General features: G+C 48.6%; 10 protein-coding genes, 1 other RNA gene and 1 pseudogene. 1 reads left to right on the forward strand and 11 read right to left on the reverse strand.

Annotated features, from left to right (window positions below):
* Positions 1 to 183 precede the first annotated feature (183 nt).
* Positions 184 to 615, reverse strand: coding sequence for a DMT family transporter (locus QTL79_RS02545; RefSeq protein WP_346353369.1), 432 nt, complete (start codon positions 613 to 615; stop codon positions 184 to 186).
* Positions 616 to 630: 15 nt separating this feature from the next.
* Positions 631 to 1,059 carry a DMT family transporter gene (locus QTL79_RS02550; RefSeq protein ID WP_346353370.1) on the reverse strand — a complete coding sequence of 143 codons (429 nt, stop codon included), beginning with the start codon at positions 1,057 to 1,059 and terminating at the stop codon, positions 631 to 633.
* Between the two features lie 89 nt (positions 1,060 to 1,148).
* Here QTL79_RS02550 and QTL79_RS02555 point away from each other — a divergent pair, with 89 nt between their 5' ends.
* Entirely contained in the window at positions 1,149 to 1,844 is a 696-nt protein-coding gene (locus QTL79_RS02555; RefSeq protein WP_346353371.1) for a cyclic nucleotide-binding domain-containing protein, read from the forward strand.
* Between the two features lie 290 nt (positions 1,845 to 2,134).
* Here QTL79_RS02555 and QTL79_RS02560 read toward each other — a convergent pair whose 3' ends face one another.
* The 9 genes and pseudogenes from QTL79_RS02560 to QTL79_RS02600 all read right to left on the reverse strand — a co-directional run bounded on the left by QTL79_RS02560 (position 2,135) and on the right by QTL79_RS02600 (position 16,788).
* Positions 2,135 to 2,920, reverse strand: coding sequence for a hypothetical protein (locus tag QTL79_RS02560; RefSeq protein ID WP_346353372.1), 786 nt, complete (start codon positions 2,918 to 2,920; stop codon positions 2,135 to 2,137).
* A gap of 577 nt (positions 2,921 to 3,497) precedes the next feature.
* The gene (locus QTL79_RS02565; protein WP_346353373.1) at positions 3,498 to 3,899 is read right to left on the reverse strand and encodes a hypothetical protein; all 402 of its coding nucleotides are present in this window, start codon (positions 3,897 to 3,899) and stop codon (positions 3,498 to 3,500) included.
* Positions 3,900 to 3,964: 65 nt separating this feature from the next.
* Complete coding sequence (locus tag QTL79_RS02570; RefSeq protein ID WP_346353374.1) at positions 3,965 to 4,378, reverse strand: hypothetical protein; 414 nt, start codon at positions 4,376 to 4,378, stop codon at positions 3,965 to 3,967.
* Positions 4,379 to 4,480: 102 nt separating this feature from the next.
* Positions 4,481 to 4,678 (reverse strand): annotated as a pseudogene (locus QTL79_RS02575) (hypothetical protein); the annotation flags it as partial.
* 576 nt (positions 4,679 to 5,254) lie between these two features.
* The gene (locus tag QTL79_RS02580; protein ID WP_346353375.1) at positions 5,255 to 5,593 is read right to left on the reverse strand and encodes a DUF7957 family protein; all 339 of its coding nucleotides are present in this window, start codon (positions 5,591 to 5,593) and stop codon (positions 5,255 to 5,257) included.
* Between the two features lie 11 nt (positions 5,594 to 5,604).
* The gene (locus QTL79_RS02585) at positions 5,605 to 13,785 is read right to left on the reverse strand and encodes a hemagglutinin repeat-containing protein (protein ID WP_346353376.1); all 8,181 of its coding nucleotides are present in this window, start codon (positions 13,783 to 13,785) and stop codon (positions 5,605 to 5,607) included.
* Positions 13,786 to 13,912: 127 nt separating this feature from the next.
* On the reverse strand, positions 13,913 to 15,616 hold the full coding sequence (locus tag QTL79_RS02590; protein ID WP_346353377.1) for a ShlB/FhaC/HecB family hemolysin secretion/activation protein: 1,704 nt from the start codon (positions 15,614 to 15,616) through the stop codon (positions 13,913 to 13,915).
* A 362-nt stretch (positions 15,617 to 15,978) separates the two neighbouring features.
* Positions 15,979 to 16,326: a transfer-messenger RNA gene (ssrA, locus tag QTL79_RS02595) on the reverse strand.
* A gap of 87 nt (positions 16,327 to 16,413) precedes the next feature.
* The gene (locus QTL79_RS02600; protein ID WP_346353378.1) at positions 16,414 to 16,788 is read right to left on the reverse strand and encodes a pyridoxamine 5'-phosphate oxidase family protein; all 375 of its coding nucleotides are present in this window, start codon (positions 16,786 to 16,788) and stop codon (positions 16,414 to 16,416) included.
* Positions 16,789 to 16,862 lie beyond the last annotated feature (74 nt).

The following is a 16,862-nucleotide window of genomic DNA, read 5'->3' on the forward strand; positions in this document are numbered from 1 at the left end:
ACTATTAAAAAAAGCCTGATGATTTTAATCATCAGCCCATTTTGACGCAGATTCGTTTTGCCTCCTCTACGCTTTATTCTCCAAACCCAGTCATGCTATTTGTCGTTAGCTCTCGCCACTCTTTTCGCAAAAATGCATTATAAGTAAAAAAGGAAGCAAGGAGCGCCGTCCGCTTGCGTCCGCTCAATCATTACAACACTTCCATTTGTCATACAGCACGCCGACTGCCAGCAATGCAATACCCGCCAGCTTTCCCGGCACCACCGCCTGATACCACAACCAATCGGTCAGTGCTGCCCCGATCAACTGACCGACCAGCATACAGCCCGTCGACAATAGCAGGTTCATATGACGTAGCGATGCAATGTTGATTACAAACGATACCACGCCGAAGACACCACCCCAATACAGCCACCCCGGCGCTTCAAGAAATCCCGTCATTAACGCGCTCGCGTCTTCGTCACCGGACAACAGCAATCCCGACAGCAGTGTCGCAACAATATAATTCGCCATAGCGCCTCCGCCGCTCCCTAAATGCTGAGCCGCCCGAAAATTCACGCCTTTAGTCATAACAGTAAGCGCCCCCAGAAGAAATGCACCCATTGCGTATTCCATACGTATTACCGCCTCTCACGCTTGATAAACAATCCAAATTCCAAGGCCCATCAGGGCAAGTCCCGGCAGCTGCCGCAAACGAAAGGGAATGCGCCTCCCTCCCGACCAACCAATCGCATCGCACAATGTCGATGCCGCAATCTGTCCGCCGATCGATAAACAAATTACCAATCCAGGCCCCAGTTTCACCATGCAAAAACTGGTCATCGCAACCAACGCTAATCCCATTGCACCTGCACTATACCAGCACCATGGCAGCCCCCGCAAGCGCAGCTCAGCAGGGCTTCGCAACCATAAGTATCCGCCCAGCACCACGCCGCCAATCCAATGCACCGTAAAGCTTGTACCGATTACACCAACATAACGGCTAAGCATGCCATTGCAGCTTTGCATCAGCGCCAGCAAAACTCCAGCCAAGATCACCGCACCATATCGCATCTCCATCGCCTCCTCTGTCTCGGCATCAGTCTATCATTTTCCGGTTGCATATATCTATGACAGATGACATAGTTAAGGAAAGGAGCTGAATGAACATGAACACTTCACACGACCAACGCAACAAATGGATTGAACGCTACCGCCTTGCCGATATTCTGCCGTCATCTGTACTCGCAGCATTGACGCTACGCCGTTTTTCCCACGGCGAATTTCTGCTGCGCGAAGGTCAGCCGACAACCGCATTGTATTTTCTCGTCGCCGGAAGTTGCAAAGCCGTTAAAGATCTTGGCAACGGAAAGGAAAGCCTGCTCTGCTTTAACCGCAGTTTCACATTGCTTGGCGAACTGGAGCTCATTGCCGGTATTGCCAGCGACGCCAAACACAGCGTCGAAGCAGTCAGCGAAGTATTGTGCATTGTGCTCCCGACGGCCGCAACACGCGAATCCCTGTTGGCGCACACGCCGTTTTTGCGTTTTATGACCGCCCTGCTCTGTCATAAATTAATCCGCAACAATCAAAACCAATCCATCAACCTGCATTACACCGTCGAGCAGCGCCTAGCCAGCTATATCCTCTGCAGCCAAGATCAACACTGTTTTCGTGAAAATCACACCCGGCTAGCCGGCTATCTCGGCTGCAGCCATCGCCAATTGCTCCGCGCCATTCGCCACTTTTGTGAACAAGGCTGGCTCGCCAAAGACGACGTCGGCTACCGCATCTGCAATCCGTCAGCGCTGTCCGCGTCAGCCGGAAACGACCTCTACGAGACGCAGCCCTTTCCCTATCCGTAAAAAAACACCCGGGATCAACGCACTGTGCCTTGATCCCGGGTGTTTTCGCGATATCGTCAAGCGCTGCTAGACGCAAAAGGGACAGTTCGAAATCACTGAAAAAACCGCTACTTTTTAGATGCTTTCAGTCAGTATATTTTCGAGTTTCAAAAATGTGTTTTAAGGTAGTTTGGAAGATCAATAGCAGTTTGATGGCTCCGTGCCAGCTACTTTTTCAGTGGTTTCGAACCGTCCCCTTGCTTCTTCCTCGGGGGTCTTCATTTCTTTTTTTAATGGTAGACCCTAGGAGTTCATTGTTGCTTCATTTCCATAATAAACTCCGGCAGCAAATAAAACGCTTTAGAAAAACAAACGGTTTCTTTATTTTTCATCGTAACCTTATTGTAAAAAAAACATTTTTCGACTTTTTCTATTTCTCCTAAGGAAAGTACTTTAACCTGACCATCCTTTTTTCTAATGATTATATTTTCAGCTTCAATAAAAACGCTACTCATTTTATAGTAAGGTAGTCCTATACAGGCCAACGCGAACAGAATAAAAACACTATAAAATCCCCATAAATTAAATAGATCAATGTACATCACCCCTATTGCGATAACAAATACTAGAAACCCCCAAAGACTCATCATGAATGGAGCCATCGCATATTGTCCTGCAGGAGTATATGTAACACTAATATTAACACTATCGCTATTTTTGTTCATGGAAATTAATTTTCTATCCATATCCCACTTACTACATACGATTATTCTATTCATTCCTTTTTTTGCAAGTTTAACGATTTCTTTATCTTCTAAGCATATTTCTTCGGTTCTATTTTCAGTTCGTATTTTGACTAGTATAGTTTGAGCAATAAGAATGCTTCGATCAAATCCGCCTTCAATTTTTTCCACCTGTGAAAAATCAATTATCGATTCATCCGATTCTTTTTTTATTCCAATTTCCTCAACAGTCGCTTCCACTCTACAGCGTCGAAGGGCATCCCACAACTCACGCAAAAGTATATACCATAAAAATCCAATATGCGAAATTTGAACTAAAATGACAAACATTATTACATCTAAAAATCTATACAAAACTCTTCCTCCATTTTTATTTTTTTTAAAAAGAGAGACAATTGATTAGTACAAACAAGGGAACGGTTCCTTCGTTTGATTTTCATGTTATCTTTGCCGACTATCCTCTCACAAAATAATATGAGCAATCTCACTCTCGGCATTTTCACCCATCCGTTTTCCTCTATTTTATCATCATTCGGCAACGCCCTGTTACCCATTAAAAAACGCCTGACGATTATCATCATCAGTGTGACTTAAATCATAAAATGGCCACTTCTGATAGCATATCTTGTCCATAACGTTCAAAAAACCTCGTTTATTATGTTGTTACGTAATCTTTCTTGAATCATAAAATGGCCAAAGCAACAAAGAAATGGGGCCTTTTTGAGGTCTGAATGCGAAGAATGCAACAAAGCCAATCGGATTTTTTCACGTCCGTCACGTTGGCTTTGTTTTTTTGTCGTAGAAATGAAAAATGGCCCACGACATAATGCCGTGAACCACTGATTTCACTGGGCTCTTATGCTGTTATCTGTTGCTAGGCCGTTTGAGTGCAAATTCTGCGGCCTGGCTTTTTGTGCTTTTTTCCGGAGAATCAATTTATTTTCTCAACAATCGGCTCTGCTGTTGCAAGGACTTCAATGATTTCGTTTCCCGTAAGGAACGCATAATGAACTATATTGAATGTTTCGTAGATACTAAATGTTTGCTCATTAAACCACTCAATATAATCTGATTGAGTTACTTTAAATAACATCCATTCAGTATAAAAAGCCTTTCCGTAAGTTTCATCCAGAAAATCGATCAATTTCAATCGCTTTCCCTCATCTGTAACTCTAAATGCCAGTACACCCTCTTCAAAAGAAATTTTCAATTTTTTTTGCCACATTTCATTCACAAAAAATAACGTTAATCCGTCTTTATCATCAATCGTTCTGCAACCAAATAATTTAATGGGAGTATCATTTATAGGCTCCCATTTATTCCACATTTCCATCCGTATCACTCACCGCTCCTTCACTGGATTCTAGGGGTCAGGCTTGACTTGTTTAATAAATTGACTTATTTTTTAGATTTCCCCAACCATTCTTTGTGTACTCGTGTGACAACCGCCGGATCAATCTGCAGGTGTTCCGCAATTTCTGCCCGCTTCATATCACTGCGCAGAATCGCTTCCACGATCAACTGCTTGCGTATTTCTACCCGCCCGCGTTTTCGCGACGGCTCCAGCAGTTGTTGCGAGGAAATGTTCTCTCTTAAGCTTAGTTCCTCTACCAATTCCGTCCAGCTCGTTTTTTTCGGAAGGTTTTCCACTTCTTTTATTTTTTCGCTTGTTTGATTCATCCTCTCTTGATAGCTGGGGCCGTCACCATATTCCGCCTTTCCGACTTCAATTCCCATTAAGCGCTGATATTCGTGAATCGCTTTGCTTTTCTGCCCGTTTATCATTCCCAGAATAAAATTCGTTTCAACCAAACCCTTCGCGCCTTTTGATATAACGAATGACTGCTCCAACGATAATGGAGCCCTTCTGTCATTCCGCTTTTACAGGATTTTGATGAATATAGCAAAGCAGCGTCAGCAAATAAGTATTTTCGTTACACAGTTTTGCTTTATATCGTTGCTCAAATACGTGGCCGCTTCTCCCATAGCGTTGGTTATAATATCGAGTGTACCGTTGTTGGATTCCTGCATAATTTTTGCCAATTCAACTTCTTCTACTTGAACCAGCAGATGTGCATGATTATCCATAATCACATACGCATACAGATGAAAACCATATTTCTCTCAATAATCTGCTATGATTTGCAGGTACTTTCTTTTTTCTTCTTCATTCAAAAAAACTTGCGCTCGATTATTCCCTCGGACGATCACATGGTAAATGGCCGTTTCATAGTGGATCCGCTGCTCTCTCGCCATGCCCATCACCTCTGTTAGTTTCGTCTCTTCTGTTCTAGACTAACAGACGTTTTTAAACAAGTCAATTTTCCCCAATAACTCAAGCCTGACCCCAAGAGTCACTGCCGCCCCGCAAACGGTTTTGAAGTGCGGATGTCATCTTTGCCATACATTGTTTAAATCTGCTGATTTGCTCGTTTTTTCAAAGGTTACTTTGCGTTATTTTGCGTTATTTTGCGTTAAAAAACGCATGTTTTTTAATCGATTCACGGCAAAATTCACGGCAGATAAACCTAATCTCAGCCGAATTCACTCGCCCCCTCACCGCCGAGTTAGCCCGTGTTGGGTAAATATGAAAAATGGCCCACGGCGTAATGCCGTGAACCATTGATTTCATTGGGTTCTTATACTGTTGTCTGTTGCTAGGCCGTTTGAATGCAAATTCTGCTACAGCTATTTTACAATCTTACATCCTATTATTTTTCCAGTCCTCACATCTATCATATAACTTCTCCCATAAAAATCCGAAGCATGTAAAACTCCATCTTTCACCCCCATCTGCTCATATGGCAAATTTTTCAATTCTGGATAAAGCGCATTCAAATTTTCTGACTGCCATATTACTTCTCCATTTTTATTTAAGCAGTAAATATTATTAATATCATCCGCCGTAAACGGTATTCCTAGAAGGACTATTATTGAATCAAAACGTTCAATTGTATCCCTTATATTAAAATCAAACTTGACTTGTCTTGAATTAATAACAAGTGTGCTCCCTTTTACTTCATACATCGCTTCCCCTCCTAATCTAAAAGTCTTTCATTTGTAAAATTACCCACTCTTTTTCCAATCAGATCATATTGCGTACCGCCACCATTTCCCCAACCTTCAAGAGGATTAACTTCCCCGACTCGTACATGTGTGCCTGCATCCAATTTGACATCACACATATATCTTGGAGTATTGGGTAAAGCAAATTTATCTTGAATTTGCTTTGCTGTAAGTCCCTCAATGTCTGATGCTTTCATAACCCAACCTCCATACATACCTGAACCACCTGGCGTATTGTCATACACACGTACAAAGGTTGTATCGTTTCTCAATTCTATCTCTTTTACGACTGTTCCTGGCTTATATGGAGGCTTATAGTCTGGTTTTACATTATCTCTAAACCATTGGTTTGTTTCTTCTGCCGAAAAAGTTTTAACGTCCTTAAACTTTATGGCATTACTTACTCCACCAGTACCGTCTCCTATTGCATTTCTAAAATTCCCAACACTTATATCCGTGGCAGATACTGCAATCTTACCTGCTGAACGCAATGCTGCTGCCGTCGCAAGAATATCTACTGCCAACTCTGCCGTTTTGGTTCCTTTTTCCGTCGGGTCTGTTATTGTCTCTATTTCAGCTTCACGTCTTGTCCAATCTTCCAGAGTAACTTGATACATCTTTCCACCTACTGTAACAGCTACATCTTGAAGACTATTATCCTTAACAAATTGGATGCCATTTAAAATTGCGGCATCAATTTGTTTTGGTTGGACTGTCAATAAAAACTGCGAAACATCATCCGCCTTGTTTTTTAAACCAACTCCAACTCCCCATGTAAAGTTTGCTGCATATTCCACTGCAGATCCGGGTGGCGGCGACTGTGTCGTATACCACGGAATATTCGTCGCTGGATCTACGATTGACCATTGTCCATTGATTTTTACGAAAGTAGGATCTGCTTGCCCAGCCAGCACGTCACCTTTAATCGGCAAGCCAGAGACAGGCCAATCCGCGCCATCTGCAAAAATACATGGAGTACCCGCGCTATTGTATCGATCCTCAAACTTATACCCCTGGCTAATCAGATAATCGCCTCGGCCCGGCAGATTGGTGCAAACCGTTCCATCAACTTTCACCCATTGCCCTCTATCATTCCAGTTTCCGCCATTCGCAATCGCATTCTCTAGCGTTTCAAGGGGAGTCGGCGTCGGCTCATGAACCGGTATCGAAGGCGTTATTGTCGGAACATACGTCAAATTTGTCGATGCAAACATGTTTAATGCGCCTTGCAAATCGCCAAAGTCTGTTGAATGACCTGTCATTTTTGCCAGACGTGTTAGCTGTGTCAACAATGAGTCCTCTATGTCTTCTCTCATAAAAAAGTTATTGTTGCTGTTGGTCTGACTTTCATTGGTGTAGTCTGCCATGATTTTATTAACTTCACTAAAATCATGCGTATCCTTAGCCCTATCCAATGCTTCTTTTAATCGTCCTGCAAAAAGCTCTTGTCGATCATGCGACAGCCAGTTATTTCTTATCTGACTCAGCGCAATAAACGCCCCAACATTACCGCTGCCGCCCGTCAAATCAGAGGCCACCGCGCCAATTAAAGCCGATACCCATTGTTGCATGGCCGGGTCTTTGATCTTCATGATATACGTCATGGCCAGCTGGCTAAGACCGGCTGCTGCTGCGCCTTGGCCGAAGCCACCGCCGCCGAGCTGGGACATGATGCCGCCGACGACCATATCGACCGCGGCTTTTTCGGGACTGCCCTCTTTCAGTTTCATGTTGCCCACTGCATCATAAGCGACTTCGCCAAACAGTTTGATGAGTTGCTGTTGTTCTTCGACTGTTTGTTTGTCAAAGATTTTACCGAGCGCATTGATGGATTGTTTGGAGTCGCGACTCAAGGTGCTAAGGTCTTGTTTTTGATTGGCTTTGTCTTTGATTTCAATTGTTCCCAGCGCAATGGCGGATGTCGTGGTACTGTCGGCCTTACCGCTTACGGTTGGGCCAATGACCGGCGTTAAGCCTTGGTTCTTATAGTTTTTCGTATCTGTTTTCTGATATTTTTTGGAATCATAGGCCACGCCAAAGCTGCTGGCCTCATACGCCGCCTTGTTATGAATATCCGACCACGTCAACGTCCCGGTGGTGAGTTTGTTTTTCTCCGGCGTGGCGTTAGAGTCGATGACCGCTCCTTTGAGGTCGGTGTTTTTCCCAACAGTGACGGTAAAGCCTTGTTGTCCGGCGTAGATTCCGGCTTGGTTGGTAACGGAAGCATAGTTGGAATTTGTTTTACTGCTGTTGAAGGAACCGGTGACGCCGTTGTTGGAAACGTCTTTTCCACTTTTATCTTTTCCGTCTTTTTGTCCAACGGTAAAACCAAGTCCAATGCTGTCGTTCTTCGCGTTGTAGTTGTCGATATCCTGCTGGCTGGCGATGTTGAGATTGCCGCCGACGTTAACGACGACTTTGTCGCCTTTTACTTTGGAGCCGAGGATGTTGGTATCGTTCCCTGAGGTCACGGTCGCGGTGCCGCTGGCATCGATTTGGCTGGCGACGTTGGTGACGGTGTTGCCGTTTTCTTTGCCGTTGCCGCTGCCGAAGTTGCCGAAGAAGCCAACACCGATGGTGCCGCCGACAGACCAGGAAGAGGAGGTCGATTTGGTATCGAGCTGTGTTTTGTCTTGCGCTGCCGAAATGTTCACATTTCCTTTGGTCGACTCTAGGGTGACGTCGGTTCCTTTTATTTTGGTTCCGGTCAGGTTCAGGTCGCCTTCGGTGGCTGTGATTTTGACGTTTCTTCCGGCGGTAATGTTGGAGAGGTTTGTGGTTTCGTTGTGGATGTTGGTTTCGATTTTATTTTCGCTGCTGCCGACGCTGATGCTGACGCCGACTTTTGTGAGTTTTGTCGGGTCAGTCATTTTGCTTAGGTCTTGTACGGCTTTGTAGCCGTACAGGGCTTTTAGGCGTTCGTCTTTGACGCTGGCCGCAGCGTTTATGTTGCCGTATGCGCCAAGTACGCTGTCGACGATACCGCCGCCGACGGATACGGTCAGACCGCTTTGTTTGGATTCGTATTTGCTGTAAAGATCGCTGGTGTCGGTGGAGTTGGCAATGCTGACTTCTTTGCCGGTGATGGTGGTATCTAAACCGCTGACCATTTTTGTGCCGACGCTGTCGACTTTGTTACCGGCTGTGATGGTGAGGTTGCCTTTTTCGGAACCGACGAGGCTGCCGCGATTTGTCAGTGTTTTTTGTTCGGTATTCATTTCTTCCATGCGCGAACCGATGGTGATGCCCGCGCCGCCGGTGCTGAAGACGCCGGAACTTTCGGTGTGCCGGTAGTGTTCTTCTTGGCTGTTTTGTTGGGCGGCGAGGAGTTTGACGTCACCTTTTATAGCGGTTAGAGTGACGTCATTTATGCCGACTACGTCGCTGCCCTGCACTTTAAGATTGTTGTTGGCCGTGACGTTGATCCGGTCGCCGGAGAGGCTGCTGCCCACGGCCAAGTTCGCGAGGGTATGGTCGACTTCGTCGCTTTTGGAGGAGGAGAGGAATCCGCCGCCTGCGTTATGCAGTTCGCGTCTGGATTCGTGCTTTTCTGTTTCTTCGCTGATGGTGACGTCTTTATCGGCTGTGACGGTGATTAATCCTTTTGTACTGGCAACCGAGCTGCCGCTGATGTTGATGTTGCCTTTGTCTGCGGCAAGGGGTTGGGTCGCATCGACGGCTTTGACCGCGTTTAGGCTGACGTTGTTTGTGGCCAGGAGATTGGTGCCGATGACGGTTTCGTCGTAGTTGTTTTCTTTGTAGTCGCTGCCGTTATGGTTGTTGCGCACGGCGCTGGTTTTTATGTCTTTGACGGCGCTGATGTTGAGGTTGCCATTGGCAGTGACGGTTAGGGTATCGTCGGCGCTGACTTGTGCGCCGCGCAGGTTGGTGTCGTTTTTGCTGGTCAAGGTTATGTTTTTGCCGCTCACAGCGCTAAGGACATTAAGGGTGTCGCTATGGTCATAGGCGGCACTGTTGCTGGCCCGGTCGCTGCCGGTGTTGTGGGTCTGAACGGCGGCGATCTCGAGGTTATGGCCTGCGTTTATGGTAAGGTTTCCGCTCGCAGAGCTTACGCTGCCGCCACGCAGAGCAATGTCGTTACCGGAACTTAGTTTGACGTCGCCTTCGGCGGATATCTTGCCGGTAGCAACGACGGTGTTGCTGCCGCTCCAGTTGTGCGAGGCATCGCGATAGGATGCGCTGACTTCGCTTGTGGCCGCTTCGTTTTTGATGTCATGCGCGGCGTAGGCAAGAATTTGTTTGCCGCCGATGTTGCCGCCTTGGTTAAGGAGATCGTTTTTGGCGTTCAGATTGGTCAGGCCTTCGCTGCCGATCTTGCCTCCCGCTTGGTTTTTGATGTCGCGCGCTTCGATGTAGGTGCTGGCTCCGGCTACGCTCATATCGGTGTTTCCGGTATCGGCTTTGCCAATGCCTTTGCTGGCAAGGATGCTGCCGCTGTTGGTCAAATCGCCGCTTAGGCGGATGTCAATTTTATCGGCGGCAATCAGCGCGCCGCTGTCGGTTAGTTTAAGATTGTTACCTTGCGCTAGGTAGACGACGGGCACGAGCGCTTTCTGGCTGGAACCGTCGGGTAGTTTGACGTCTTGTTCGACCAGCCAGACCATATCACTGGTGAGCTTGGCTATCTGGTCTTTAGTCAGAGCCACGCCAAAGGTCAGGTTGAAGGCGGTAGCTTCTGCCGCCGCATGATCGAGCAAGGCTTTGTATTCTTCGTCAGCGCTGGCATAGCCGGTTAGAAATTGCCGTCCGGTCAGTTGGTTGACTTGTTGCGTCACCAGTTGCTGTTCGTAGAAGGCATCGCCGATGCGTTTTGCTGTCGTGGCGGGGTCCAAATGAAGCGCGCTAAGCAAATAGTCGCTGGAAATGAAGCTTTGATAGTTGGCAAAGCGCGAATCGGTTTCTACTAAGAAGTGAGCGGTTGGGTCTTTTTTCATGGTGTACAAACCGTTCAGACTGCCGAGGTTCATGCCTGTTCCCTGCTGCAAGGCGTCTACGGTTGTCGGTTTAACAATGGTCAACGCATGTTGTGCCGCAAAGGTCGGCGCGTTTAGTGTCGGTGTGGAACCTGGCTGCGGTCCCGGCGTACCGTCAGGCCGCTGTTGGATATTGGCAACGCCGTTACCGACGAGGTTGATGCTGCCGGCAGTAAAGGTGGCCGGTAGCCCGTCGCCGATTGGTTTTGTCACGACAAAGGGTCCTGTCGTCTGCCAGCCGTCCGAGGATTCGGTGTGCCCGTCACCGCCGGTTTGGAAGAGACCGCGAAAGTAAGAACGGACAATCGAGGTCGTCGTCTGTTTTAACTGATAACCCTGGTTTTGCAAGTTGGCGACCTGGCCATTGACCGCACCGCCAACTGCGATTTCGCTATATTTGTTGAGAAACTGCTGGCCGATGTTCAAGTTAAAATCTTGTCCGACGTGAAGTTTGCCTTTAACTGGCGTACCGCTGATGTATTCGGTCGCAATCGATGTGCTGGTGGTACGTGAATTAATCGGGCTGTCACAGTGATAAGTCGTCATTTTTTGCCAGTCTTTATCCGGATGCAAATATAGGTTTGGATCATAGCCTGGGTAGAAAGAAATCACATAGTTTCCGTTTGCATCAACTTTCATACTGTTGCAATAGGCAGTTGTTTGACCTGCAACCTTTCCCGGCCAATCTAGCGGCCCACGTCCATCTGAATACTGAACTGTCGCATTCCAGGTCCACGCACTAGGCCTTTGCTGTATTATAGGTATCGTAACTGGAACATCGTTAAAAGTAACTTTACTCTGACTTACATCAACTGCAATAACCTTATCCTTGGGCACAGTTACACTCACTGGATAATAAGCTGTATATGTAGAACGATCCTCAAAGTCACCATATGATATTAGCTGTTCTCCTTCAGTAGTCCCAAGTCTTGGGCTCTCTTTTACATAATGCGCCCAATACGTAAAATGGGGCGTCCGCGTCAACACCTTATCCGGCTGCTGTACGGTATTGGTTCCGATTGTCACCGGACTGCTGACGTTGTTGAGCTGCGTAGCAGTGATGTTCAAATTTTTCCCCGCATCAATCATCGCGCCCTGGTTGGTGACCACGGCAGTCGGATTGGTCAGTTTGCCGTTGCTGTCCACGGTCTGATCCGCGGCGATGTTGAGGTCGCCCAGAGCGATAATGGTTGCGTTATCTTGGTTGGTCAGCGTGTTTTTCGTCCACAAGTTCATTGTTCCAGCAGCGCCGATGACGGCCTGACTGCCTTGGTTGGTAAGATTGTTTGAGTTGATGGTGACCTGATTGCCAATAATGGTTGCATTGTTGGTGACGTCTTGTCCCTTGATTTCGACTTGGTCGCCTTCGATGCGTCCGTTGTTGGTTAAGTTGGCCGCGGCAGTCAAGTTGGTTGTCTTAGCGTTGATTTTCCCTTGGGCCGCATTGGCTAGGTTGGCTGCATTTATGGTCAAGGTCTCGCCGGATGTCAAGGTACCTTGGTTGGTGAAGTCTCCGTTGACGGTGAGGGTAAAGTCTTTTTTCGCCGACATGTCGTTGCCGGGATTGGTTATGCTGCCGGCGGTAAGCGCGAGTTTTCCTTCACTGTTAATTTTACCGGCACTGTTGTTTAGGTTGGCGGTTAGGTCTATTTTTAGGATTCCCGCTGCTTCACTCTTGTCTATGGTTCCGTTTTGGTTATCGAGCGCGGCGGCGCGCAAGGTCATGTCTTGCACGCTTTTTATTTCCCCGTTGTCTTTGTTTGTAATTGCGCCTTCGGCGCTGGCCTCCAGTTTACCTGCAGCGTTGAGTTTGCCGGAGTCATTGCGAATTGTCCCTTTGGCGGTTAGGGTCAAATTGCCGCTGGTTTGGAGTACGGCTTTGTCGCTGTGGTCGATATCACCTTGGGTTGCGGTCAGTTGTACGTCACCGCCGGCAAAGGTGTTTGCCTTGGCCAGATTTAGGTTCGCTCCGGTTAGGCTGAGGTTGCCGGCGGCTTTATTTTCGCCGTTCAGGCTTAGGGTATTGCTGGCCGTGACGGTCAGGTTTCCGCTCGCAGCCAGGGTCTTGTCTTGTTTAACGCCCGCTGCCAGAGCGCCCGTGGATTGGACGGTTTGGCCGTTCAAATCCAGATGGCTTCCCGCGCCAATAAAGCCGCTGTTTTGCAACGCGGCTTGGGTGTTGATTGTCGTCGTACCCGCTGCGTACAAAGTGCCTTGGTTCGTGACGTCGCTTTGTCCGCTAATCTGTACGTTCCCCCCGGCGGTGGTATTTCCGGTGAGATTGATTTTACCGTTTTGTTCAAGCCGAATATCGCCGCTGGCTTGGATTGTGCCTTGGCTATTCACGCCGACGCCGGTTTCGGTGCCGACGAGGGTGATTTTACCGGCGTACATGCCGCCGAGGGCCGCTACGTCGAGGGCGACGGCGGGTTTGGCTTCGCTGGGGTTAGCACTGATGGCCGCTGCCTGGCTGTTGGTCGCATTGACTTGGTTTGCGCCGGTGATGATGTTGAGTTCGTTGGCGTTGAGTTGTGCGTTGAGGTTGACGGAGCGTGCGATGATATCGACGCGGTCGGTCGTACTGGCATCGAGACCGCTGCCTTCGATCGCGATTTGTCCGCCGGTAACGCGAAAGGCTTCGAGGCTGCCGCTGCCGCCGAAGAAGGGGGTACCGGTGGTGAGGACGGCCCGGTTCACGTTAATAAAACCAAACCCATTGCCGACGATGCCGTTGGGGTTGGCTAGAATGAGGGTGGCTCTATTGCCGGCGATTTCTTGGAATCCGTTTAGGTTGGTGGGCAGTTTGCCGGTGACTTCGTTTAGAATGATCTGGGCGCTGCCGCCGCGCAGGTTGGGGTTGCCGGTAATCCAGCCTGCAAGCTTCGTGTTAACGAGACCGACACCGTTGTTGTAGATGATGCCGTTCGGTCCGACTTGGAGGTTCAGGTATTGGTTGTGCGACAGACCATTGGCGTTGGGCGCTAGGATCTGTACGACGGTGGTTCCGTTGGGCGCTTGGATGACGCCGGGATTTTTCCCGTTGCTGGGGTCGACGACGACTTCGGTCGCGGCGAGGACAGGTTGGGTGGTGAAGATGAGAATGAGTATCCATACTGCGAGTTGACGGACAAAGCCCACTCCCTTGTGCTTTGCTTTCATGCGTGTAATCTCCCCTTTATTCTTTTTTGCTCCCATTTTGCTTGTGATTTGGGTTTTCTGCTTTGGTTTTTCTTTGTTTTTCTCGTTTGTTTTTTTATTTATCGCTACGCAAGCTGCGCTCTTCTCCCTAGAGCTGCCAGCTGCATTGGAAACCGAAGGTGGGGTTGTCGCTTGTCATGGTCGGGGGTAGTTTGAGGGGCCAACCGACGAAGAGGTCGAGGTTGGCGCTCCCGATGGGGCCGCGTAGGCCGATGACGGCTCCCATGAGGTCGTTTCTGGTTTGGCTATTGGCGCTTGGGCCGCTGACGCGTCCATAGTCGAGGCCATAGTAGATTTCGCGTCCGTTTTCGCTAAGGGGAAAGCTGAGTTCGTTGCGCAGGTACCAGCCGTTTTCGCCGAGGAGGGTTTGTTCGCCGTCAAAGCCGCGTACGGTATAGCGGTTGCCGATGCTGAAGCATTCGCCGCCGTAGATGCGGCTGTTGGTGTATTGGCCGCGTAAGGTCATGTTGTAGCGGGCTTCTTTGCCGAATATTGTTACAGGGGCGTTGAGGTCGATTTCGGCAGTCCATAGTCCGTATTGGCTGGTGTAGGCTCCGCCGGATATGGCGTTGTCGTCTTGGGGACCGAACCAGGGCATGCCGCGCCGGTAGGCGATTTGGTAGTCCCAGGTGGCTTTGCCGATGTAGCGACGCTGGGAGAGGCCGAGTTCTAAGGAGGTGGTTTGTTTGCGCTGGTTGGTGATTTCAGCATCGTTGATGAAGTTGTGTCCGTTGTTTAGGGCGAGTTTCAGGTTGAGGCTGGTTTTGCTGGTTTTGTCGCGTTGTAGAATGCGTTCGATTTTGACCTCACCAGTTTCGCTTTCGCCGCTGTATTTGATGTCGCCGCCGAAGGCGGGAATGGTTTGTTTGTAGTTGCTGGTGCGGTAGCTGAGGGTGTAGGTGTAGTAGCCGTCGGGTACGGACCAGTAGAGGGAATGGCCGCCGGTTCCTTTGACGCTGGAATCGTCTTGGGCGTCGTTATTGAGGCTGATGTTGAAGAGGTCGTTTTTGCCGAAGAGGTTGTCGACGCTGTAGGTGTAGGAGGATTGAAGCTTTCCGGTGGCGCGGCTACCGGAGTCGTCGAGGGAAAGAACGAGTTTGTCGGCGACGCTTCGTTTCATGGTGATGACGACATCACTGGTGCCAGGCTTTTTACCGGGCAGGAGTTTGAAGTCGACGTCCTGGGAGGGTACGCGTTTGAGTTGTTCGAGGCCTTGTTCGAGGTCGCGCAGGTTTAAAAGGTCGCCGGTCGTACAGGGGAATGCCCCGCGCCAGTCGGCGCGGGCGACGGGTTCGGCAAAGCGAATGTCGCCAATGTATCCGGCGACAAGCTGAAGTTTTAGGGTGCCGCTGGCGAGGTCTTGTTCGGGTACGAGAATCCGGCTGGTGATGTAGCCGTGATCGATGAGGGCGTTGCTAAGGCGTTTGACAATGATGTCGATGCCTTGTTTGCCGATTTTTTTGTTGGCGTAGCGGTTGGCTTCGGCTTGAAGCCAAAAAAAGCGACGTGCATCGTCGCCGCTGATTTGAATGTTGCTGACAAGAAAGGCGGGGCTTTCGTCGGGCAGACTTTGCTCCTGGCTGGGTTTGTCTTTGGATTGTAGGAATACGTCACGGCTTTGCTGGCGCTGCTGGCGTTCTTGTTCTTGCTGGCGCGCGCGGCGCAGTTGTTCGTCGTCGTCACCGGGGGCGGCGAGTGCGGTGTTGGCTGCGCAAAAAAGGACGGCAACCGTTAGTACGAGCTGACTGATGGTCTTTTTCCAGGAGGATTTCGGAGTTTGTTTGGTAAGCAAAAGCATTCTCTCCATTCTTATCTTGCTATTCGCATAAAAAAAAATAGGCCTAAGCCTATTTTCATGTTTATATGGTTTGTTTTAGGCTAGATTGACCCTATTATAGGACATTTATCTCATTTTTGCTCGCTTAAAAAACTTTTTCAATCATTTTTAAGTATGTGTTAAGTTTTGGAAATTGTTTTGATGAGGAAGAGAAGACAGCTTTTTGTAGTTTTTTGTGTGTTTTTTTTGGGGGGAATTCTTTAATACTTTGAAAGAAGTATACCTTTGCCGCAAATAAATTGGAACCATCTCCTTGCCCGGAGGCAAAGCTATGGTTCCAATCACAATCAAGCGTTACGAATCGATTCGATTCGATTTGGTGGAGGCGAGGAGAATCGAACTCCTGTCCAGAAGTATCACCATATAGGTTTCTCCGAGCGCAGTCTACAATTTAAATTTCGCCCCGTTGCCGCCTATAGACAAGCTGCGCTGGCGCTATCTCGTTAAAGTTTCCCAGTCGGCCCGCGGAGAATGAGGCCTCAGGTATCCTGCATTATGACGTCCTATCCCGCCCCACAGGACGAGGGAGAGTAGAACGTTAGCATTAAGCTGCTAAAGCGTATTCGTTGTTTGCGTTTACTTATTTTCCACCGTGTCAACGGGCTGATGGAACCCCGGCTCGCTGCCTATACCACAACCACCCCTGTCGAAACCAGTACGCCCCCTTTTTAATATCGAGGAAATGCGCCCATCTCCTCTTCTTTAATTATAACACAGCTTACGCCGCTTGAACACTGGCAATGCGGCATTCATCAACTGCCGTAACCGATCAGCGGCAGGACTTTTTCGATGCGGAAGAAAACAAGATAGAGATTTTCACTCTTCGTCTCATCCTTCGGGCAATAGCGGCGCAGCGAAAAGAGCAGCTCTGTGTTCATTTCCTCGCGCACGCGGCGCAGATAGAGACGCTTGCCTCCCATCTTCTCCTTCTCGATGAAGAGATAGCACGCGGACGGATTCTCCGTCACATTGTGATGGCTTTTGCGTTCGCGCATGATGAACGCGATCATCCCGTCGTCCATGAAATGCGGCGTCGCATAGACCGCCGAATTGACTACCCCGTGACTGTCGGCCGTGGACAATATGCCATGCCCCTTTACGGCGGCAAAGTACTCTTTCAGTTCCATGACAAGACCTCCTTTGACTTAAAAAGTGTTTTAACCCATTATAAAAGATATTGGCATAAATTTCTATAGATAAT

It is taken from the genome of Azotosporobacter soli, assembly GCF_030542965.1.
GTDB lineage: Bacteria > Bacillota > Negativicutes > SG130 > SG130 > Azotosporobacter > Azotosporobacter soli.